The following is a 19,408-nucleotide window of genomic DNA, read 5'->3' as shown; positions in this document are numbered from 1 at the left end:
CGGGGCATCGGAAGGGCGCCACCTTAGCAAATCGAAGCCGCGCGGCGCTTGATCGGTTGTGCGATTCCGTGCGGCGGCGCCGGCGCTCAGGCTCCGGGTTTCCGGGCGAGCCAGAAGCGGCACTCGTCGGAGAAATCCTTCACCGCCTTCGACTCGGCGGCGATGCGGCGGCGCATCTCGTCCCACTCGTGCTTCCAGCCGGTCGCGGCCAGGTCCTCGAGGATCTCGGCGCGGTCGGGGAGGTGCATGAAGACGCGGTAGTGGTCGTCGTCGACGAAGTAGCGGTCGCCGAAGTCGACCAGCGCGGGGTCCTGCTTGCCCTGCGCCCAGAGCTCGGCCTGGCGCGCCCAGTGGCGGCGCTCGCCGGGCTCGTCGTCGCGGTCGTGCGTGGTGAAGAGCAGCGGCGCGCCGGGCCGGGCCAGGGTGTGCAGCCCGCGGAGGGCGGCGCGGCGGTTGGCGCGGCCGGGGATCTGCATCAGGCCGTTGAAAAGGAAAAGCACGCCCGCGAATCCCGCGGGCTCCAGGGCGGGGCGCGGGCCCCCGGCGCGTCGGTTGAAGGGCCGTCGGGGACCGCGGCCCCTGCCAGCTGCGTGGCGTCGGCGTGGAGGAAGCGGATGCGGCGCGTGAGCTTTTTCCCGCGGGCGAAGTGGCGCGCCTGGTCGAGCAGCTCCTCGGCGAAGTCGAAGGCCGTGATCCGGGTGTAGCCGAGCTCGGCGAGCGCGAGCGTCACGCGGCCGGTGCCGCAGCCGGCCTCGAGCAAGGGCGCGCCGGGAGCGGGGAAGTGCTGCTCGATCAGCCGGCGCTCCGAAGCCCAGAGGCCGAGCCGCTCGGCGGCGCGGGCGTAGTGGACGACGGACTCGAGCGCGTTGAAATCCGCGCGGACGGTCTCGCCGGAGATCTTCGTCACTGGCGGCGCCATGCGGCGAGGAACATGCCGTTCGCGTTCAGCTCGTGGGGGTGGAGGGAATGCGCGGAGCCGGACGCCGAGGACGGGGGCCGCGGAACACCGGGACGGATTCGAACTCGGGGTGCGCGGCGGTGAAGGCGGCGGCGACGGCGGTGGTCTCGGCGCGCGTCAGCGTGCAGACGGAATAGACGAGGCGGCCGCCGGGCTTGAGCGAACCGGCGACGTGGTCGAGCAGGCGCTGTTGCACGGCGGCGAGTTCGTGGACGTCATCGGGCTGCGTGGTCCAGCGCGCGTGCGGGTTGCGCTGCCAGGTGCCGACGCCGCTGCACGGCGCGTCCACGAGCACGCCGTCGAATTTGGTCTTGGTCGGCAGTTTCGCGGTGCCGTCCCACGGGGCCGCGCGGTAGTTGAACATGCCGGCGCGCGCGGCGCGTTTCTTCAGATGGTCGAGGCGACGCACGGAGCGGTCGCTGGCCCAGATCAGGCCCTTGTTCTGCATCAGGTCGGAAAGGTGCAGCGTCTTGCCGCCCTCGCCGGCGCAGGCGTCCCACCAGGTCTGGCCGGGCTGCGGCGCGCAGGCGTGGCCGACGAGTTGCGAGGCGAGGTCCTGGATCTCGAAGCGGCCGTCGCGGAACTCGTCGGTGAGAAAGAGATCGCGGGGCCCGGTGTAGGAGAAGGCGGTGAGTTGAGAGTTGAGGGTTGCGAGTTGAGGGCTGCCGGCGGGGGCGCAGTCGCCGAGGCGGGCGGGGAGGTCGGCGGCGTCGTTCTGCCGCGCGCGGAGCCAGAGCACCGGCTCGCGCTGGAGCTGGCGGAGCCAGTCGGGCGAGACGTCCATCTCGCTCGCCAGCCAGTCGGGCACGGCGCGGGCGGCGAGCGCCTCCGCCTTGAACGCGTCCGGGGCGCGATTGAAGCGCGCCTGCAGGTCGAGCGCGGCCTGGGCCTGCTTTTGCAGCGACTGTCGCGGCTCGAGCCAGCGCCACCAGCGGAAATAGGCGAAGACCGCGCGGCTGACGGCGCGGCGCAGCGCCGGGGCGGAGCCGTGCCGCGTGCGGCCGAGCGTCTCGCGCAGCGCGGCGTCGGCCGGCGTGCCGCCCTGGACGAGCTTCAGGACGCGGGCGGTTTCGTTGAGGACGGCGGAGTCGGACACGCCGTGAAGAGAGCCGGTCAGAGGTTCTTCTTCAAGAACGCTTCGAGGCGGGTGAAGAACTCGACGCGGGGCGCGATCTCGCTGAGGCCGTGCGCCTCGTCGGGGCTGAACCAGGCCTCGTGCGGCACGCCGGCCTGCTTCAGCGCGCGGACGAGGCGGCGCGACTGGTCGGGGTCGGCGTTGCGGTCCTGCGGCCTCATTTCAGCCCCGGCGGAGGCGGCGGCGCGCTTGCAGGGCTGCGGGTGAAGTCGGCGATGAGCGCGAGGATTTCCTCGCCGCCTTCCCAACGCTCCAGCTCCTCTGCGGACGGCGGCGTGGCGCCGGCCGCGAGCAAGGCGCGCGCGACGCCGAGGTAGTCGCCGTCGGGCGCGGGCTGGTGGGCGAAGGCGAAGTGGCACCAGCCGAGCGGCAGCGACTGGTATTGGCGGTCGCGGAGATCGAGCGGGGCGCCGTGGGCGATGAGCAGCTTCGCCTTGGCGAGGTTGCCGGTGAAACAGGCCCAGTGCAGCGCGGTCTCGCCCATGCCGCCGGTGGCGGCGACGTCGAAGCCGACGTCGAGCATCGCCGCCGCGGCGTGGGGGCTGGCCTCGGCGAGGAGGTTGGGATGGGCGCGGATCACGGCCGGATCGCGGAGGCGCCGGGCTTCGGCGGAATCGCCGCGCATGCAGGCGGCGAGGAATTGCTCGGCGGGACTCAGCTGTTCGTCGGCGCCGGCGGCGCGGAGGGCCTCGGCCGCGGAGGTGCGGCCGTGCAAGAGCGCGAGGGCGAGGGCGGTGCGGCCGTCGCGGCGCCGCGCCTGCAGGTCGGCGCCGTGGGCGAGCAGGAGCTCGATCATCGCACCGTCCCAATGCCGCGCGGCGGCGTGCAGCGGCGTCTCGCCGGATTTCTCGGGGTAGCAGACGCGGTTGGGGTTTGCGCCGTGCTCGAGCAGCCAGCGGGCGCCGCGGCGGACCTTGGCGTCGAACGCGAGGCCGGCGTAGTGGCCGAGGATGAAGTAGAGCGGGGTGTTGGTCCACTTGGCCGCGCCGGCGCCGCCGTCGGCCTGGGCGCCGTGGGCGGCGAGGAGCCCGAGCATCTCGACGTCGCCGTGTTCGGCGGCGTGGTAGACCGACTCGCCGTCGTCGGGCCGGGCGCCGTGCTCCAGGAGCAGCTGGGCGAGCGGGTAGTTGCGCGCCTGGCAGCTCGCGGCCCAGAGCGCGGAGAGCGGCGAGTGGGGATCGCCGGCGTGGAGGTAGCTCGTGTTGGCGTCGGCGCCGTGCTCGAGCAGGAGCTTCGCCGTGGCCGTGAGCCCGGCGGCGTGCTTCTCCGCCCAGCGGGAATGGGCGACGTAGAGGAGCGGCTCCCAGCCGAGCGGGCCGCCGCGCTGCGTGGCGAGGGCGGGCCGGGCGGCGAGGCCGCGGGCGACAGTCGCGACGTCGCCGAAGGCGAGCGCGGCATGGAAGTCGCGGGCGACGAGATCGGGAAAGAGCGTCAGGATGCGCTCGGCGCGGCCGAGGCGCCGTTCGACGGAGTCGCGGGTGAACTGCGCGGCCGCCTGCGCGAACTCGAGCGTGAGCTCCTCGACGCGTTCGCGCAGGGCGGTCCACGAGGCGAAACCGTGCTCGCGGGCGATCACGGACTGGGCGTCGTGGAGCGCAAAGGCCAGGGCGGCGAGTTGCGCGTCGGTGTGGCGGGCGAAGGCCGGCAGCACGCGGAAGCGGGCGAGGGCGGCGGGCTGGCCGGAGCGGGCGGATGCGAGCAGGTCCTTGGCCTGCTTCTTGAGCTGCGCGAGGTCGGGTCGCGCGGGTAACTGCATTGTCATGTGACCTCCATGCTGTCGCTGCGATCCGCAAGCAGCAGCACGGGGAGACGTGCAGTGAACCGAGGTGGAGAACGGTGGGCTCAGCCCTTTGCGCGGATCCGCGTGCGCCCGAAACGCGGCGTCACGATGCGCGGGCGGCAGGGACGCGTCAACGTTTTGATGGATGGAGAATGCGCGCGGCGACGGCTTTCGGGTTGTGCCGGATCGGCGGGGCGTTTTCCTCGGCGCACGCTATGAAAGCACCGTTGAAGCTCAGTGCTCTGTTGCTGGTCGGCCTGTCCTTGACCCGGGCCTTTGCCGCTGCTCCCGCGACGCTCACGTTGAACGATCTGCGCAACCATTCCGAGCGCTGGCCGGCGTCGGTCACCGTGCCGAGGGATCTCAATTTCCAAGGCGGCGCGACGGTGAAGAAAGGACAGGTTGTCAAAGTCACCAATCTGAACGGCAGCGAGGTGGTCGTCGACAGCGGCAGTGGCCTGGTTTTCGGCCTGCCGATTGCGGAGACGGATTTCGTGGCGCGCGCCAACGCGGCGTGGGCGGAGCTCACGCCCGGGCAGCGCGAGATCACGGCGGCGAGCTTGATCGATGACCGCCGTCTCTGGCCGGTGAAGGTGCGGAGCTTCGCCGAATTCCGGCTGGGCAACGGCGGCGTCATCAAGTCCGGCGGTGAGTTCGAACTGATCGCGGTGGAGCGCGACGGCGTGAAGCTGCTGGCGCCGGAATACAACACGACGTTGCGCGTGCAGCCCCAGGCGACGGACTTGATCGAAAGAGCGCGCGCGCTGGCGCTGGTTTCTCCCGAGAAACGTCCGTCGCGCATCGCGGCGGTGTTGCGCGGCAATCTGGTCGACGCGTCGGGCCGAGCGACCGACCCGGCGAATCTCGACGACGCGCAGGTGATCGCGCTCTACTACGGCGCCAGCTGGTGCCCGCCGTGTCGCGCGTTTTCGCCCGAGTTCGTGAAGTTCGTCAATCGCGTCGGCCCGCAAAACCCGCGGTTCGTCGTCGTGCTCGTGAGCAGCGATAAGACGGACGCCGCGATGTTCGGCTACATGAAGGAAGAGAAGATGCCGTGGGTCGCGCTGCCTCGGGAGCAGCTCACGAAATCGCCGTCGCTCCTCGCCTACACGAAAGGCGCCATTCCCCAGCTCGTCATCGTGAATCGCCAGGGCACGGTGCTGGCCGATTCCTACCGCGGCTCGAAATACGTCGGTCCGCAGGTGGCGATGGCGGAGCTGGAAAAGATCCTCGCGACGGGCGTGGCGAAGTAAGCCGCCGTCCGGCGTCAGCCGCTCTTTCGCCCCCAGCGGCGGACTTCCTTCAGCTCGGGGGCGCGCGCCTCGATCAGGGCGCCGGCGACGGCGGGGTGGTGGCGCAGTTCCTGGAAGGCGTTGCCGGTGACGCGCCACTTCAGGGCGAAGGACGTTTCGGCGATCGGGGCGACGCGGCCTTCGAAGAGGAAGGCGATCTCGACCTTCGTGTCGCCGTTGGCGGCGTCGATGGCCTTGCGGAGCTTCGGCAGGAAATCGGTGACGCCGGGGTGGTCGGGCGTGAGGAGCCACGTGACCTTGCGGATGTTGTTCGGGACGTAGGCGTCGAGGTGGTAAACTTCCTTGATGTTCAGGCGCGCGCCGTCGTTGCCCTTCATCACGGAGCCGAGGAGGACGACGGGCAGGTTTTCCGCGAGGATCTTGCCGTAGGTCTCGTAGGCGTCGGCATACATGTTGACCGAGATCGTCGCCCGGCGGCTCGCGAGATTGAAGAACGCCCACGGGCGATTGTCGCGTTTCGAGAGGCGCTTCGTGATGCCGCTCATCAGGCCGGCGAGGCGGAACTCGACGCGGTCGCCTTCGAGGAGAACGGTTTCCTCGGTGTGCGTGCTGAGCGCTTCGGCGAGGCCGGCGTAGGCGTTGAGCGGGTGGCCGGAGACGTAGAAGCCGAGGAGTTCCTTTTCGAACTGGAGGCGCTCCTGCGAGGTGAAGTCGGTGGCGGAGTCTGACGAGTTGAGAGTTGAGGGTTGAGAGTTGAGAGGCTTGGCGGCGCTTTTTTTCTTCGGCTTCTCGTCGGCGAGCATGTCGAGGAAGCTGTGCTGGCCGGCGGCCTTGTCGCGGGCGTGGGCGGCGGCGCCGGCGAGGGCGGCGTCGATGCCGTCAAAGAGCGGCTTGCGCGGGGCGTGGCTGTAGTCGAAGGCTCCGGTCTTCACGAGGTGCTCGAGCACGCGCTTGTTGATCGCGCGGCCGTCGACGCGGCGCACGAAGTCCTCGAAGTTTTCGAACGGGCCGTTGGCCTCGCGCTCCTCGATGATCTTCGCCGCGGCGAGTTCGCCGACGCCCTTGATGCCGGCGAGGCCGAAGCGGATGGCGCCGCCGGCGCCATTCGCTTCGGAAGTTGAGGGTTGAGCGTTGAGGGTTGAGAGACCGGAAGACTGAGAATTGTTCTGACTCTCAACTCTCAACGCTGAACTCTCAACTCGCGGCGCAGCCGCGCCGCGCACCACCGGCGTGAAGTCGCCGCGCGATTCGTTCACGTCCGGGCCGAGCACCTGGATGCCCATGGCCTCGGCCTCGGCGATGAAGTGCGAGACTTTTTCCGCGTTGCCGAGTTCGGCGGTGAGCACGGCGGCCATGAATTCGACCGGGTAGTTGGCCTTGAGATACGCGGTCTGGTAGCTGACGAGCGCGTAGGCGGCGGAGTGGGACTTGTTGAAGCCGTAGCTCGCGAACTTGTTCAGCAGGTCGAAGATTTCGTTGGCCTTCGACTCGCTGATGTTGTTCACGCGCTTCGCGCCTTCGACGAACTTGATGCGCTCCTTCGCCATCGCGTCGGCGTCCTTCTTGCCCATGGCGCGGCGGAGCATGTCGGCGCCGCCGAGCGTGTAGCCGGCGATGATCTTGGCGCACTCCATGACCTGCTCCTGGTAGACGATGATGCCGTAGGTTTCCTTGAGCGATTGCTCGAGCAGTTGGTGCGGGTAGGCGACGGTCGACGGGTCGCGCTTGCCGCGCGCGTAGTCGGGGATGAACTGCATCGGGCCCGGGCGGTAGAGGGCGCAGATGGCGTTGATGTCGTTGATGTCGGTCACGCCGACCTGCTTGCAGGCGTTCTGCATGCCGCCGGATTCGAGCTGGAACACGCCGACGGTCTTGCCGGCGTTGAGCATCGTGTAGGTCTTCGGGTCGTCGAGCGGGATGGTCTCGATGTCGAAGTCGGGCTGGGCGGTGCGGCGAACGTTGGCGACGGCGTCGGCGATGACGGTCAGCGTCTTCAGGCCGAGGAAGTCCATCTTCAGCAGGCCGAGTTTGCCGACGGCGTTCATGTCGTATTGCACCGTCACGTCGCCTTCCTGGAGCGTGAGCGGGACGAATTCGTCGAGCGGCTGGTCGGTGATGATGATGCCGGCGGCGTGCTTGCCGGTGTTGCGCACCATGCCTTCGAGCACGAGGCCCTGGTCGAGGATCTTTTTCGCGACGGGGTTGCGGTCGTATTCGTTCTTCAGCTCCGCGGATTTCTCCATCGCGGCCTTGAGCTCGATGTTGAGCTCGTCGGGGATCATCTTCGCGAGGCGGTCGGCTTCGGCGAAGGGCAGGTCGTGCACGCGCGAGACGTCGCGCACGACCATCTTCGCGCCGAGCGTGCCGTAGGTGATGATGTTGGCGACGCAGTCGTTGCCGTATTTCTGGCGGACGTAGTCGATGACCTCGCCGCGGCGGCGCATGCAGAAGTCGATGTCGAAGTCCGGCGGCGACACGCGCTCGGGGTTGAGGAAGCGCTCGAAGAGGAGCTTGAAGCGGATCGGGTCGAGGTTGGTGATCCCGAGCACGTAGGCGACGAGGCAACCGGCGCCGGAACCGCGGCCCGGGCCGACCGGGATGCCCTTCGACTTGGCCCAGTGGATGAAATCCCAGACGACGAGAAAGTAGTCGATGAAGCCCGTGACGCGGATGATCGAGAGCTCGAAGGCGAGGCGGACGACGAGTTCCTCCTCGAGCGGCAGGCCGTTGTAGTCGGGCGCGACGGGTTTCTGGCCGGCGGGAAGGTTCGTGAGTTTCGCGAGGCGCTCGGCGACGGCGGGGCGTTTCGCGACGTCGTCGTAGGCGAAGTTGTAGCGCTTCCTCAGGCCCTCGTGGCAGAGCTGCTCGAGGTATTCGCCGGGCGTGACCTGGTCCTTGATTTCGGCGGGGAGCGGATACTTCGGGTAGCGCTCGGAGCCCTTCGGGAACGGGATGATGCCCGTCTCGCACATCTCGGCGACGGCCTGGGTGTTCGTGAGCGACTCGGGGACCTCGCCGAAGATCTTTTCCATCTCGGCGCGCGACTTCAGGTAGAATTGCGTGCCGTCGAACTTCATGCGATCCGTCTCGGCGACCTTCGCGCCGGTCTGGATGCAGAGCAGGGAGTCGTGCGGGCCGGCGTCCTCGTGGTTCACGTAGTGGACGTCGTTCGTGCAGATGACTTTTAGGCCGAACTCCTCGCCGAGCTTGAGCAGGCCGGGGATGATCTTGCGCTGTTCGGGGATGCCGTGGTCCTGGATTTCGACGAAGAAATTCTCGCGACCGAAGATCTCCACGAAGCGCCCGCAGGCCTGGCGCGCCTGCTCGTAGCGGTCGTGGAGCAGGTGCTGCGGCACGATGGCGGCGAGGCAGCCGGTGAAGCCGATGAGGCCGCCGGAGTAGCGCGCGAGCGTATCCATGTCCGCGCGCGGCTTGTAGTAAAAGCCCTTGAGGTGGGCGTAGGAGACGAGCTTCAGGAGGTTTTGGTAGCCCTGAAGATTCTTCGCCAGCAGCCCCATGTGGTAGTAGCTCTTGCCGTCCTCGGCGCGGCCGTTTTTTTCCAGCGCGGAGCCTTCGGTGAGGTAGATTTCGCAGCCGATGAGCGGCTTGATGCCGTGGGTCTTGGCGGCGTTGTAGAACTCGATCGCGCCATACATGTTGCCGTGGTCGGTCAGCGCGAGGGCGGTCATGCCCAGGTCCTTGGCGCGCCCCATCAGGCGGTCGATGCGGCAGGCGCCGTCGAGCAAGCTGTAGTCGGTGTGGACGTGAAGATGGATGAAATTGTTGTCGGAAGCGGCCACGGGACGCATCGGAAGCCCGCGGGTGGGGCGCCGCAAGTGGATTCCGGGGATTGTGGAAAACTCATGCAGGATGCGGGTTTAGCAGGGTGTGCCCGGCGGTCGCACGGGTCGCGCCGCCCGGGGCGGCGAGGGGGGCGGCGGCGGGTTTGGGCCGCAAAAAATAGCTGTTGACGCGGCTTCGCGCGCCCGGCTTCTTGTGGACCTTTCGACCCTTCCCAACCACTCCCTTTCCCATGTCCATCGAGATCAAAATGCGCAAAAACGAGCCGATCGACCGTGCGCTGCGCCGCATGAAGAAGAAGCTCGACCGCGAGAACATCATCAAAGACGTGCGCGCGAAGCGTTACTACGAGAAGCCGTGCGAGAAGCGCCGCCGCAAGGAGAAGGTCGCTGCCTTCACCGCGATGCTCCGCGCCCGCTACGCGAACTGAGTTCCGCGTCGCTCCGTTTTCCGAACCGGCCGCTGCCTAGTGCGCGCGGCCGGTTTTTTATTGGCCGAGCGGCCCGCCTTCCCGCCGCGCCCCGCTGCTTGCCAGCGGCGCCAACTCTTGTCCTAGTGACCACTCACCCATGAAGCCCATCCTTTCGCTGTCCTCCTGCTGGCTCTCCCAGCGACACCAGGACGGCTACGCGATGCTCAAGGAGATGGCGTCGCTCGGGTTCGAATGGGCCGAGCTCAGCCACGGCATCCGCATCACGCTCGTCCCGGGCATCCTCAAGGCGGTGGAGGAAGGCGTGATCAAGATCTCCTCCTGCCACAACTTCTGCCCGCTTCCGACGGGGATCACACACGCCGCGCCGAATCTTTACGTGCCGAGTTCAAAAGACCGCCGCGAGCGCGAGCAATGGCTCCGGCACAGCAAGCGCTCGGTCGAGTTCGCCGCCCAGGTGGGCGCCAAGAAGCTCGTGCTGCACCTCGGCAACCTCGAGTTCTTCTGGCTGAACCCGGTGCGCAAGATCGACCGCTACGCCGAGGCCCATCCCGAGGCGGACCTGACGAAGGACCCCGCCTACCAGAAGCTGCTTGCCGGCGTGATGGCGAAGCTGCGCGCGCACCAGGCCCGGTTTTGGGAGAACACGCGCGCCGGCATCTCCGAGCTGCTGCCCTACGCCACGAGCCGCGGGGTGGCGCTCGCCCTCGAAAACCGCGAGAAGCTGGAGGAGCTGCCCCTCGACGCCGACTACGAGCAGTTCGTCGCGTCGCTCCCGCCGGAAGCGCTTGCGGGCTATTGGCACGACACCGGCCACGCGCACATCAAGGAAAGCCTCGGCGTCATCAACCACCGCGAACACCTCGCGAAAAACGCCCCGCGCGCGATCGGCTTTCACCTGCACGATGTGAGCGCCGATGGACACGATCACCAAGCGATTGGGTCCGGCAAAATCGACTTCGCGATGATCAGCGAGTTCTGGCGCCCCGAGCACACGCTCGTGCTGGAGTTCAGTCCGCGCCTCGCGGTGGAGGAAGTGGTCGTCTCCAAGCAGCGCGTCGAAGCGCTGATCCAGCATCGGTTCGGGGCGTAGGGTCGGTCTGTGACCGGCCCGAAAGAAGCCTCGCGCGCGGTTAATGTCCGCGAGTGAAACCTCATGGTCCGGTCAAAGACCGGACCTACTCGGAGATCTTCTCGCGGCAGGGCCTCAGCGGGTTCGCCGGCGTTTGCGCTGAATCCCCACCAGGCCGAGCGCGACGCCTCCCAGCAATGCGGCCCATGTTGCGGGCTCTGGCACGGCGCTGAGGCTGGTGTAGTAGATGGCGTTTGCGCCGTTGGTAAACGCCACGCGGAACGCGAGACCGTCATCGCTCAAGCCGGCTTCTGTCATGGTGAAATTGGAGATCGTTAGTCCGTCGAGCGGCGAGAGGCTATCGATGATCGTGGAAACCTGGCCGGCGTGATAGAGGAAAATGCCGCGGGCGGATGAGCCGGAATTGGCGATGAAGGCCACGGAATCGCTGTTGGCGGAGAGGGCGCCGAAAAAGGAGAGGTTGCCGGCATAGCCGGGAAAGCCGGTGCTGATGTCCGCCACCAGCGACACCGGCCCCGTCAGGTCGGCGTTGATCCGGTAGAGTCCTTGGACGCCGCTCGTGTTCGAGGTGAAAAACAGTTCGTTGGCGGTCAGCGCCATCGCCGGCAGGTTGGCGCCGAAATTAAACGCCTGATTGGGCACTTGCACCGTCGTAAAGTCGCGAGTGGCCTGCACGCCACCCGCGTCGAAGGAGTGAAAGGTTCCGGAGCTGCGGACGACGATGCGCGAGCCATTCGTGGCGTAGGGGCCGATGGAATTGGGCGTGCCGCCAGTGGCGCTGCCGTCGACGGGGGCGGTAAACACGCTGCCGTCAGTCGTGCGCACGAATCCGCCGTAATAGTTGAGTCCGCTCTGGCGGTTGGTCGAGATCGTGAGGTTGCCGCCGCGCGAGAGCACGTAGCCCACTTGAGTCGTGCTGCCGCCCAACACCGGGAAGGAGCTGCCGCGGCCGATGACCCGGGAAAGAGTTCCCGTGTCGGAATCGTAGGCATGGATGCCGGACCAAGTCCCGCTCGCGTCGTTGTAGCTACCGTGGAAATAGGCGACCCCGTTGAGAATGCCACCTCGACCGAGCTGGAAATCGCTGAAGTTCTGCGAGCCGCCCGGTGCCGGCGTGGAGTAGTCGGCCATGCGCGCGTGAGTGACCGTGCCGTCGCCCGCAATTTCCGCCAGATAAACGCCCCGCGCACTGCCGCCGGACGCCGCATAGAAGCCCACCATGCCTTCGCCGGAAAATGCCTCGATAAGGTTGGTGAAGTTGCCGGTGCCGCCGGGAACTGCGGTCTGCGTGTCGGCGATTTTCGTGAACGTGTAGGTCTGCGCGTTGAGGGGACCGGCGAGCAGAAGTCCCACGGCGAAGCGGAAAAGGGCGCCGCGGGTTAGTCGGAGAGGGAGAAAATCTGGGCGCTGCATGGAGGGGGCGACAGGTGGAGGTGGGACGCGTGCGGCTGAGCCGGTCGCGCCATCCTAGCCGGCGCTCCTCCATGCGGGAATACGCGTTCCTACTTACGCGACGTCGCGTTCAGCGGCCGCGGTGCGGAGTCGCTTCGGCCGCTGGGCCGCCCGTGGCGCCTACCGTTTCGACAGTTCGGCGACCCATCGCCGGTGAGGTCCGGAAAGCGTCACGTGGTCCAGCTGCTCCAGCGGCACCCACTCGAGCGCCTCGGTTTTCGCGATCACTTTGAGCAAGGCAGAGGTCGGTGCGATCGCGTGGATCGACTCGGTGATGCTGAAACGCGTGATGGTGCGGCGCTTCGTGGCGACAAGCGTGGCCGCGGCGGGCTTCACGCCGAGATCGCACGCCTCCGGCAACTCGTGAATGCCGGCGAGGCGCTTGGCGTTGGCACTGCCGCGGCGCAGGAGGATGCGGTCGCGATCGACGACGAAGAGGCGGGTCACGGACCTTTGCTCGATCTGCTTCGGGACAAAGCGCGGGAGCTCGTCGGCATTGCCGGCGCGGCGCGCGGCACAGAATGTGGCGACGGGGCAGGTGAGGCAGAGCGGCTTGGCGCGGAAACAGACGGTCGCGCCGAGCTCCATCATCGCCTGGTTGTGATCCCCGGCGGGCGCGTCGACGATCAGCGCGTTCGCGAGCGGCGTGAAATGCTTCGCGGCGTCCACGCTGGTGGAAAAGCGCTTCGTCTCGCCGGTGAGGCGCGCGAGGATGCGCACGACGTTGCCGTCGACGCACGCGGCGGGTTCGCCGAAGGCGATGCTGGTGATCGCGGCGGACGTGTAGGGGCCGATGCCGGGCAATTCGCGCCAGGCGGCCGGCGTGCGCGGCGGCGCGGGCATCGCGACGACGGCTTGAGCGAGCTTGTGGAGGTTGCGGGCGCGCGAGTAGTAGCCGAGACCTTCCCACAGCTTCATCACCTTCGTCTCGGGCGCGGCGGCGAGAGCGGCGAAATCCGGCAACTCGCGCAGCCAGCGATCGAAGTAGGGCAGCACGGTCGCCACTTGCGTCTGCTGCAGCATGAACTCCGAGACGACGGTCTTGTAGAGCGAGGGCGACGCGCGCCACGGCAGCTGGCGTTGATGCGTGCGATACCAGCCGTGAAGGGCCGCCTGAAAATCGGCGCGGCGGGCGATGAGTTGCGCGGAGGGATTGGCCACGAAAAGCCACGAGAAGACACAAAGCAGCCCCTTTGGGAAGGTCGTTCTCGCGTGGGGGGAGGGCTTTACGCCTCGACGCTGCGGGGCCGTGGCGTCGGGGCCCCAGCCCGTGTCACGGCCACCGATTCCCGGCATTTTCCCTTTGCGCTTTTTGCGCCTTTTGTGGCCCTCTCTCGCCATGCCGAAACGGTTCGACAACGCCGAGGAAGAGAAACCCAAGGCGCTCACCACCTACACCATCAAGCTCGACGCCGCGCAGATGGAGAAGCTGCGCGCCGCCGTGGCGAAGAAGTATTGGGAGGAGGTCGAGGTGCCCTATGCGCGCTTCGCCTTCAAGGGCCCGAAGGTCAACGTCACGGCCTACGAGAGCGGCAAGGTCGTCGTGGCCGGCAAGGAGACGGAGGATTTCGTGCAGAACGTGATCGAGGCCGAGGTCACGGGCGTGGCCCAGCTCGGCTACGACGACGTCCACCACCCGGAGTGGTTCGAGCCGCACGCGGGCCTCGACGAATCGGGCAAGGGCGACCTCTTCGGCCCGGTGGTCGCCGCGACGGTCGTTGCGGAGCGCCCGGCGATCGAGGCGTGGCGCCAGGCCGGCGTGCGCGACTCGAAGAGCATCGAGGACTCGCAGATTCTGAAACTCGACGAACTGATCCGCGCCACGCCGGGCGCGGTCGTCGAGGTCGTTTACTGCGGCATGGCGAAATACAACGAGCTGATGCTGAAGCCGACGGCCAATCTCAACCGCCTGCTCGCCTGGCAGCACGCGCGCGCGCTCGAGGCGGCGCTGCAGAAGAAGTGGGTCGGCCGCGGCCTGCTCGACCAGTTTTCCAAGGAACCGCTCGTGCAGCGCGAGCTGAAGAAGCGCGGGCTCGAGCGCTTCAACCTCGAGATGCGCACCAAGGCCGAGTCGGACCCGGTCGTCGCCGCGGCCTCGGTCGTGGCCCGCGCCGAGTTCGTGCGCCAGATGCGCGAGCTGTCGCGCGAGTTCGGCGACCGGCTGCAGTTCGGCGCCGGCGCGCCGGCCAAGGCGCAGGCGGCGCAGATCGTGGAGCGGTTCGGCGCGCGCGCCCTCGGGCGCTTCGCCAAGCTGCACTTCCGCACCAGCTACGAGGTGGTCGCCGCCGCGGGCAAGCTCGACGAGCTGCCGCTGAAGGAGCCGAAGGAGAAGACGGAGTGGCGCCGCTGACCCGATGCCGGTGAAGCGCCGCCAACTCCGGGCCTTCGACCTGAAGCAGATCCTCGGCTTCGAGGGGCTGATCGGCGTGGACGAGGCCGGGCGCGGCGCGCTGGCCGGCCCGGTCGTCGCCGGCGCCGTGCTCGTGACGCGCGACTTCCTCGAGGGCAAGTGGGCGGTGGCCAAGGGCGGGCGGGTCAACGACTCGAAGCAGCTCAGCGCGGAAGAGCGGGCGGAGCTGTGGCAGGAGTTCGACGAGCTGGCCCGCGCCGGGCAGATCCACGCCACCTTCGGCGTCGCGGGCGTGGCGGAGATCGAGACCCTGAACATCCTCGGCGCGACCAAGCTCGCGATGCGCCGCGCGCTGGAGCAGATCTACCCGCCGGCGGCGTTCGAGCGGAAGACCGAGCCGGATCTCTTCTCGACCGAGACGGAGCGCGCGGCGTTCCAGCCGACGGTCTCGTGCAAGGTGCTCATCGACGGCCTGCCGCTGCGGCATTTCCCTTATCCCCACGAGGGCCTCGTCAACGGCGACGCCCGCTCGCTCTGCATCGCCATGGCCTCGATCGTGGCCAAGGTCACCCGCGACCGGATGATGGACGAGCTGGACAAGGTCCACGCCGGCTACGGCTTCGCCCAGCACAAGGGCTACGGCACCGAGGACCACCGCGCAGCCGTGCTGCGGCAGGGACGGAGCGCGGCGCACCGCGACAGCTTCCTGCGGAAGCTCTTCGCGCAGCCGCGCGACCTCGAGGGCCAGCTGACGTTCTTCGGCGAGGACGCCCCACCGGGGGAGACGGACTAGCGGCGCGGGCCGGACCGGGCGGAAGCCCGCCCCCGCGGCGTTGACGGCGCGCGCGGCGTCGTGCTGATTAGCCGGCGCGTCCCGCATGGCAGGCAAGAAGCACAGTTCCCTCGACAAGGTCCTCGGCCGGCTCGACCAGCTCGACCAGGCCAACCTGCAGAATCTCGTGCAGCGCCTCGCGCGCGAGCGGATGCTGCTGGAATCGGTGTTCAACACCCTGCAGGAGGGCGTGCTCGTCATCGATGCCGACGGCGAGATCGACTACGCCAACGAGGCTGCGATGCGGCTGATCGGCCTGAAGGAGGGCGCCACCGGCGCCTCGCTCTGGCGCCTCGTCCCCGGCCTGCGCGCCTCGCTCGGGAGCGACGGCGACGCGGCGCAGGCGAGCGGCTCGCCGCTGGTCACGCGCGAGTTCGAGCTGAGCTACCCGCAGCCGCGCGTGGTCCGGCTCTACCGCGTGCCGTTCCACGAGGGGCCGGGCGGCACGATGCGCTACGCGATCATCCTGACCGACATCACGACGGAGAAGAAATCGACCGAGGAGCTGATCGAGAACGAGCGCGTGTCGTCGATCCTCCTGCTCGCCGCCGGCGTGGCGCACGAGCTTGGCAACCCGCTCAACTCGCTCACCATCCACCTGCAGCTGATCGAGCGCCGGCTGAAGAAGCTCCGCGGGACGAAGGACGGCGACGCCCTGGCCGAGTCGGTGCGCGTCTGCTCGGACGAGGTCGCCCGCCTCGACGGCATCATCAAGAATTTCCTCGAGGCCATCCGTCCGCGCCCGCCCGACCTCGCGGAGGTCAACGTCGTCGAGATCATCGAGGACGTGCTCCGCTTCCAGGCGCGCGAGCTGGAGGACCGCGGCATCAACGTCGACGGCGAGCTGCCCGCGAGCACGCCGGTGATCATGGCCGACCGCGACCAGCTGAAGCAGGTGTTCTTCAACCTGGTGAAGAACGCCATGGAGGCGATGGCGCCCGGCGGCCGGCTCAGCGTGCGCGTGCGCACGGACGACGACTCGGTCTACGTCGCGTTCGCGGACACCGGCAGCGGCATCAAGGCCGCGGACATGGCCAAGCTCTTCTCGCCCTACCACACGACCAAGCCCAGCGGCCACGGCCTGGGCCTGATGATCGTGCAGCGCATCCTGCGCGACCACGGCGGCCACGTCGGCATCGAGTCGAAGGAGGGCGTCGGCACGGTCGTGACGCTGCAGTTCCCGCAGAAGCACCGCCGGGTGCGGATGCTGAAATAGGCGCGCGCCGCGCGGCGCCGGCCTCCCCGGGCCCGCAATCCATGCTCGCGCCTGCGCAACCTCTGCGGAGGCGCGCCGCCGTTTCCGTGGCATAATGTCCGCACTGGGAGCCACGCATCTCGGTGCAGAAACCCATTCGCTGCACGATGACGATCACCGCACCGGCTCACTCGACGGAAATCCGCGGCCCGACGTCGTGCGGTTCAGAAATCCCATGAAAACTGTCTCGAAGATCGCTCTCGCCGGCATCGCGCTGGCGTTCACCGCAGGTGCGTCGTTCGCCGCGACCACCGCCGAAAACTGGGAGAACTCCTGCGCCTCGTGCCACGGTGTCGACGGCAAGGCCCAGACGAAGCAGGGCAAGAAGCTCAAGGTCCGCGACTACACCGACCCCAAGGTGCAGGCCGCGATGAAGGACGATGCCATGCTCACCGCCATCCTCGACGGCGTGAAGGAGAACGGCAAGGAGCGCATGAAGGGCTACAAGGGCGAGCTCTCCGAGCAGGAGTGCAAGGACCTGGTGGCGTTCATCCGCCAGCTGAAGCCCTGAAGGAATTTGGCCGCGGTGGCGCGCCTCCCGGCGCGGCGCCGCGGTCGAAGCGACTCTTAGTTACCCTTGGTTCATAGGTCAGTGACGCCGGCGCGGATCGCGAGGTCCGCGCCGGTTGTCGTTGGGCGGCTGCGCGGTCGCGGTGCGGCGGACGGCGCTGACACATTCAATTCCCAATCTGCGCCCAGCCGCGCGCAACCTCTGCGCAGCGACGCGCGGCGCGAAGGCGCACACTGGCGGGCGAGGACAAATGCATGAATGAGGGCGATGCAGGTTTTCGTCCGGCGCGGCGCGCGCTGGCGTGGATGGTGGCGCTGGCGGGCGCGTTGAGCGCGTTCGGCCAGGCGGCCCCGGCGGCCAAGCCGCCGCCGGCGGTGAAGAACTCGGAGTGCCTCGAGTGCCACGAGGCGGAGTTCAAGTCGCGCAAGGCCGGCCAGCCGAAGGAGTGGGTCGGCGTCCGCCCCGAGGAGTTCGCAAAGTCGATCCACGGCCAGCTGGCCTGCGTCGAGTGCCACTCCACGATCAAGGAGGCCGAGCACGAGCCGCGCGTGCCCAAGGTCGACTGCCGGAGCTGCCACGACAAGGTCGCGCCGACGCACGCCTTCCACGTGCGGCTCGGCCAGCCGAATCCGCCGCTCGACCAGGATACCTCCTGCGTCGGCTGCCACGGCACGCACGAGAGCGTCGCGGTCAAGGATCCCGCCTTCGCCTACGCGCCGGACAAGCAGGCGAAATCCTGCGGCGCCTGCCATGAAGCGGCGACGAAGGACTATCTCGCCTCCGCGCACGCCTATCGGGGCAAGCGCAGCGATCGTCCGGTGCCGGAATGCCTCGCCTGCCACCGCGAGCCGATCTCCCTCGAGAAGGGCCGGCCCGATGGCGTCGCGCTCAAGCTCGCCCAAACGAAGCTTTGCGAGTCATGCCACGTCGAGAAGCCCGAGATCGCGGCCAAGCCGGCCATGGGAGCCAAGTTCGTCTCGTCCTTCGAGCAGTCCGTCCACGGCGCGGCGCTGCATGCCGGCAAGCGCGAGGCCGCGAGCTGCGTCGATTGCCACGGCGCGCACCAGATGGCCCGCGCCGCCGTCGCCGGCGCCAATGTCAATCGCGCCCAGGTTTCCGACACCTGCGCCAAGTGCCACGAGAAGCAGACCCGGGAATACAAGAGCAGCGCCCACGCGATCGCGCTCGCGAAGGGCAACGTCGACTCCGCCACCTGCACGAGCTGCCACGGCGAGCACGACATCAAGCTGCACACCGATCCGAATTCGCCGGTCAACAAGTCCAACCTCGCGCAGAAGGTCTGCGCCGACTGCCACTCCTCGGTTCGCCTGACGAAGAAATACGGCCTCTCGAACGACGCCTTCCGCACCTTCTCCGACAGCTACCACGGCCTCGCCGTCCGCGGCGGCGCCGTCGAGGTGGTGAACTGCGCCAGCTGCCACGGCGCCCACGCCATCAAGTCGCAGAACGACCCGACCTCCTCGATCCACCGCGACAACCTCGCCCGCACCTGCGGCGAGTGCCACCCCGGGGCGAACACCCGTTTCGCCCTCGGCCGCGTCCACGCCAACGAGCAGGACAAGGCGCAGGCGCCGGTGCTCTACTGGATCGCGAACATCTACGTGATCCTCATCGTCGTCGTCATCGGCGGCATGACGATCCACAACGGCCTGGATTTCTACCGGAAGACCCGCCGCAAACTCGAGATGCAGAAGGGCACGATCGAGGAGCCGCACGTTGCCCACCGCCTCTACCTGCGCATGACGACCAACGAGCGCATCCAGCACGCCGTGCTGGGGATCAGCTTCACCGGCCTGGTCGTCACCGGCTTCATGCTGCGCTACCCGGAAGCGTGGTGGGTCGTCGGCATCCGCAACCTCAGCGGCAAGGCCTTCGAGCTGCGCAGCCTCGGCCACCGCATGTCCGGTCTCGTGATCCTCGCGGTCTCGCTCTGGCACATCCTCTACCTCGCCCTCACGCCGCACGGCCGGCAGCTGTTCCGCGACATCCTGCCGCGCTGGCGGGACGTCACCGATCCGTGGAAGGTGCTGAAGTTCAATCTCGGCCTCGCGAAGGAGAAACCGCAGTTCCCGCGCTTCTGCTACATCGAGAAGGCGGAATACTGGGCCATGGTCTGGGGCATGATCGTGATGACCCTCACCGGCTTCATCCTGTGGTTCGACAACACCTCCATGGGCCTGATGGGCAAGCTGGGCTTCGACATCTCCCGCAGCATTCACTTCTACGAGGCGGTGCTGGCGACGCTCGCGATCATCGTGTGGCACTTCTACTTCGTGATCTTCAACCCGGATGTCTACCCAATGAACCTCGCCTGGCTGACCGGCCGCATGTCCGAGCGCGAAATGATGGACGAGCACCCGCTGCAGCTCGAGGAGATGAAGGCCGCCGAGCAGAAGGCCGCGCTGCCGCCCGCGCCGCCCGACAAGCCTGGCGGTCCCGACGTGCCGCCGACCCCGCCGCCGCACTGAGGATTGCTCTCTCTCGAGCGGGCCGCACTCCGGTGCGGCCCGCTTTGCTTTGACACGGCTTGAGCAACG

At 68.1% G+C, this 19,408-nt stretch carries 16 protein-coding genes; 8 read left to right on the top strand and 8 right to left on the bottom strand.

Annotation, left to right across the window (positions count from 1 at the left end; all coding sequences use genetic code 11):
- Positions 1-86: 86 nt before the first annotated feature.
- The 5 genes from ACMYLB_RS16745 to ACMYLB_RS16725 are packed head-to-tail and all read right to left on the bottom strand — an operon-like array spanning position 87 to position 3,849.
- Positions 87-500: a hypothetical protein gene (locus ACMYLB_RS16745; protein ID WP_415908099.1), complete on the bottom strand. Its 414-nt coding sequence runs from the start codon at positions 498-500 to the stop codon at positions 87-89.
- Positions 476-919 (bottom strand): class I SAM-dependent methyltransferase, encoded by a 444-nt coding sequence (locus ACMYLB_RS16740; RefSeq protein WP_415908098.1) that lies wholly within the window; start codon positions 917-919, stop codon positions 476-478. The genes ACMYLB_RS16745 and ACMYLB_RS16740 overlap by 25 nt, the downstream gene beginning before the upstream one ends.
- Positions 920-944: 25 nt before the next feature.
- Entirely contained in the window at positions 945-2,054 is a 1,110-nt protein-coding gene (locus tag ACMYLB_RS16735; RefSeq protein WP_415908097.1) for an RsmB/NOP family class I SAM-dependent RNA methyltransferase, read from the bottom strand.
- A gap of 17 nt (positions 2,055-2,071) precedes the next feature.
- Positions 2,072-2,254 carry an alpha/beta hydrolase family protein gene (locus tag ACMYLB_RS16730; protein WP_415908095.1) on the bottom strand — a complete coding sequence of 61 codons (183 nt, stop codon included), beginning with the start codon at positions 2,252-2,254 and terminating at the stop codon, positions 2,072-2,074.
- On the bottom strand, positions 2,251-3,849 hold the full coding sequence (locus ACMYLB_RS16725) for an ankyrin repeat domain-containing protein (RefSeq protein ID WP_415908094.1): 1,599 nt from the start codon (positions 3,847-3,849) through the stop codon (positions 2,251-2,253). The genes ACMYLB_RS16730 and ACMYLB_RS16725 overlap by 4 nt, the downstream gene beginning before the upstream one ends.
- 80 nt (positions 3,850-3,929) lie before the next feature.
- Between ACMYLB_RS16725 and ACMYLB_RS16720 the strand changes: the two genes are divergently transcribed.
- Positions 3,930-5,126, top strand: coding sequence for a thioredoxin-like domain-containing protein (locus ACMYLB_RS16720; protein ID WP_415908093.1), 1,197 nt, complete (start codon positions 3,930-3,932; stop codon positions 5,124-5,126).
- A gap of 14 nt (positions 5,127-5,140) precedes the next feature.
- Here ACMYLB_RS16720 and dnaE read toward each other — a convergent pair whose 3' ends face one another.
- Positions 5,141-8,926, bottom strand: coding sequence for a DNA polymerase III subunit alpha (gene dnaE, locus ACMYLB_RS16715; protein ID WP_415908092.1), 3,786 nt, complete (start codon positions 8,924-8,926; stop codon positions 5,141-5,143).
- Positions 8,927-9,159: 233 nt separating this feature from the next.
- Here dnaE and rpsU point away from each other — a divergent pair, with 233 nt between their 5' ends.
- On the top strand, positions 9,160-9,357 hold the full coding sequence (rpsU, locus tag ACMYLB_RS16710) for a 30S ribosomal protein S21 (protein WP_415908090.1): 198 nt from the start codon (positions 9,160-9,162) through the stop codon (positions 9,355-9,357).
- A gap of 139 nt (positions 9,358-9,496) precedes the next feature.
- Complete coding sequence (locus ACMYLB_RS16705) at positions 9,497-10,450, top strand: sugar phosphate isomerase/epimerase family protein (RefSeq protein ID WP_415908088.1); 954 nt, start codon at positions 9,497-9,499, stop codon at positions 10,448-10,450.
- Between the two features lie 114 nt (positions 10,451-10,564).
- Here the strand turns inward: ACMYLB_RS16705 and ACMYLB_RS16700 are convergent, their stop codons facing one another.
- Positions 10,565-11,803, bottom strand: a complete 1,239-nt coding sequence (locus tag ACMYLB_RS16700) for a PEP-CTERM sorting domain-containing protein (RefSeq protein WP_415908087.1) — start codon at positions 11,801-11,803, stop codon at positions 10,565-10,567.
- Positions 11,804-12,022: 219 nt separating this feature from the next.
- The gene (locus ACMYLB_RS16695; protein WP_415908086.1) at positions 12,023-13,063 is read right to left on the bottom strand and encodes an A/G-specific adenine glycosylase; all 1,041 of its coding nucleotides are present in this window, start codon (positions 13,061-13,063) and stop codon (positions 12,023-12,025) included.
- A gap of 178 nt (positions 13,064-13,241) precedes the next feature.
- Here ACMYLB_RS16695 and rnhC point away from each other — a divergent pair, with 178 nt between their 5' ends.
- The 5 genes from rnhC (at position 13,242) to ACMYLB_RS16670 (ending at position 19,339) form a co-directional block, all read left to right on the top strand.
- Positions 13,242-14,252 carry a ribonuclease HIII gene (gene rnhC / locus ACMYLB_RS16690; protein WP_415908085.1) on the top strand — a complete coding sequence of 337 codons (1,011 nt, stop codon included), beginning with the start codon at positions 13,242-13,244 and terminating at the stop codon, positions 14,250-14,252.
- Positions 14,253-14,262: 10 nt separating this feature from the next.
- Complete coding sequence (locus tag ACMYLB_RS16685) at positions 14,263-15,045, top strand: ribonuclease HII (protein ID WP_415908083.1); 783 nt, start codon at positions 14,263-14,265, stop codon at positions 15,043-15,045.
- 85 nt (positions 15,046-15,130) lie between these two features.
- Complete coding sequence (locus ACMYLB_RS16680; RefSeq protein WP_415908082.1) at positions 15,131-16,300, top strand: two-component system sensor histidine kinase NtrB; 1,170 nt, start codon at positions 15,131-15,133, stop codon at positions 16,298-16,300.
- Positions 16,301-16,514: 214 nt separating this feature from the next.
- Positions 16,515-16,850, top strand: coding sequence for a c-type cytochrome (locus ACMYLB_RS16675; RefSeq protein WP_415908081.1), 336 nt, complete (start codon positions 16,515-16,517; stop codon positions 16,848-16,850).
- A 254-nt stretch (positions 16,851-17,104) separates the two neighbouring features.
- Positions 17,105-19,339, top strand: a complete 2,235-nt coding sequence (locus ACMYLB_RS16670; RefSeq protein ID WP_415908080.1) for a cytochrome c3 family protein — start codon at positions 17,105-17,107, stop codon at positions 19,337-19,339.
- Positions 19,340-19,408 lie beyond the last annotated feature (69 nt).

The sequence above is a fragment of the Oleiharenicola sp. Vm1 genome, from assembly GCF_047777955.1.
GTDB lineage: Bacteria > Verrucomicrobiota > Verrucomicrobiia > Opitutales > Opitutaceae > Didemnitutus.
Note: the sequence above shows the minus strand (reverse complement) of the source record. Positions and strands in the feature narration are given on the sequence as shown.

Coding starts and splice junctions, on each gene's coding strand:
- ACMYLB_RS16740 (WP_415908098.1), bottom strand. CDS start 919: ATGGCGCCGCCAGTGACGAAGATCTCCGGCGAGACCGTCCGCGCGGAT.
- rpsU (WP_415908090.1), top strand. CDS start 9,160: ATGTCCATCGAGATCAAAATGCGCAAAAACGAGCCGATCGACCGTGCG.
- ACMYLB_RS16680 (WP_415908082.1), top strand. CDS start 15,131: ATGGCAGGCAAGAAGCACAGTTCCCTCGACAAGGTCCTCGGCCGGCTC.
- ACMYLB_RS16705 (WP_415908088.1), top strand. CDS start 9,497: ATGAAGCCCATCCTTTCGCTGTCCTCCTGCTGGCTCTCCCAGCGACAC.
- ACMYLB_RS16670 (WP_415908080.1), top strand. CDS start 17,105: ATGAATGAGGGCGATGCAGGTTTTCGTCCGGCGCGGCGCGCGCTGGCG.
- ACMYLB_RS16675 (WP_415908081.1), top strand. CDS start 16,515: ATGAAAACTGTCTCGAAGATCGCTCTCGCCGGCATCGCGCTGGCGTTC.
- rnhC (WP_415908085.1), top strand. CDS start 13,242: ATGCCGAAACGGTTCGACAACGCCGAGGAAGAGAAACCCAAGGCGCTC.
- ACMYLB_RS16730 (WP_415908095.1), bottom strand. CDS start 2,254: ATGAGGCCGCAGGACCGCAACGCCGACCCCGACCAGTCGCGCCGCCTC.
- ACMYLB_RS16725 (WP_415908094.1), bottom strand. CDS start 3,849: ATGCAGTTACCCGCGCGACCCGACCTCGCGCAGCTCAAGAAGCAGGCC.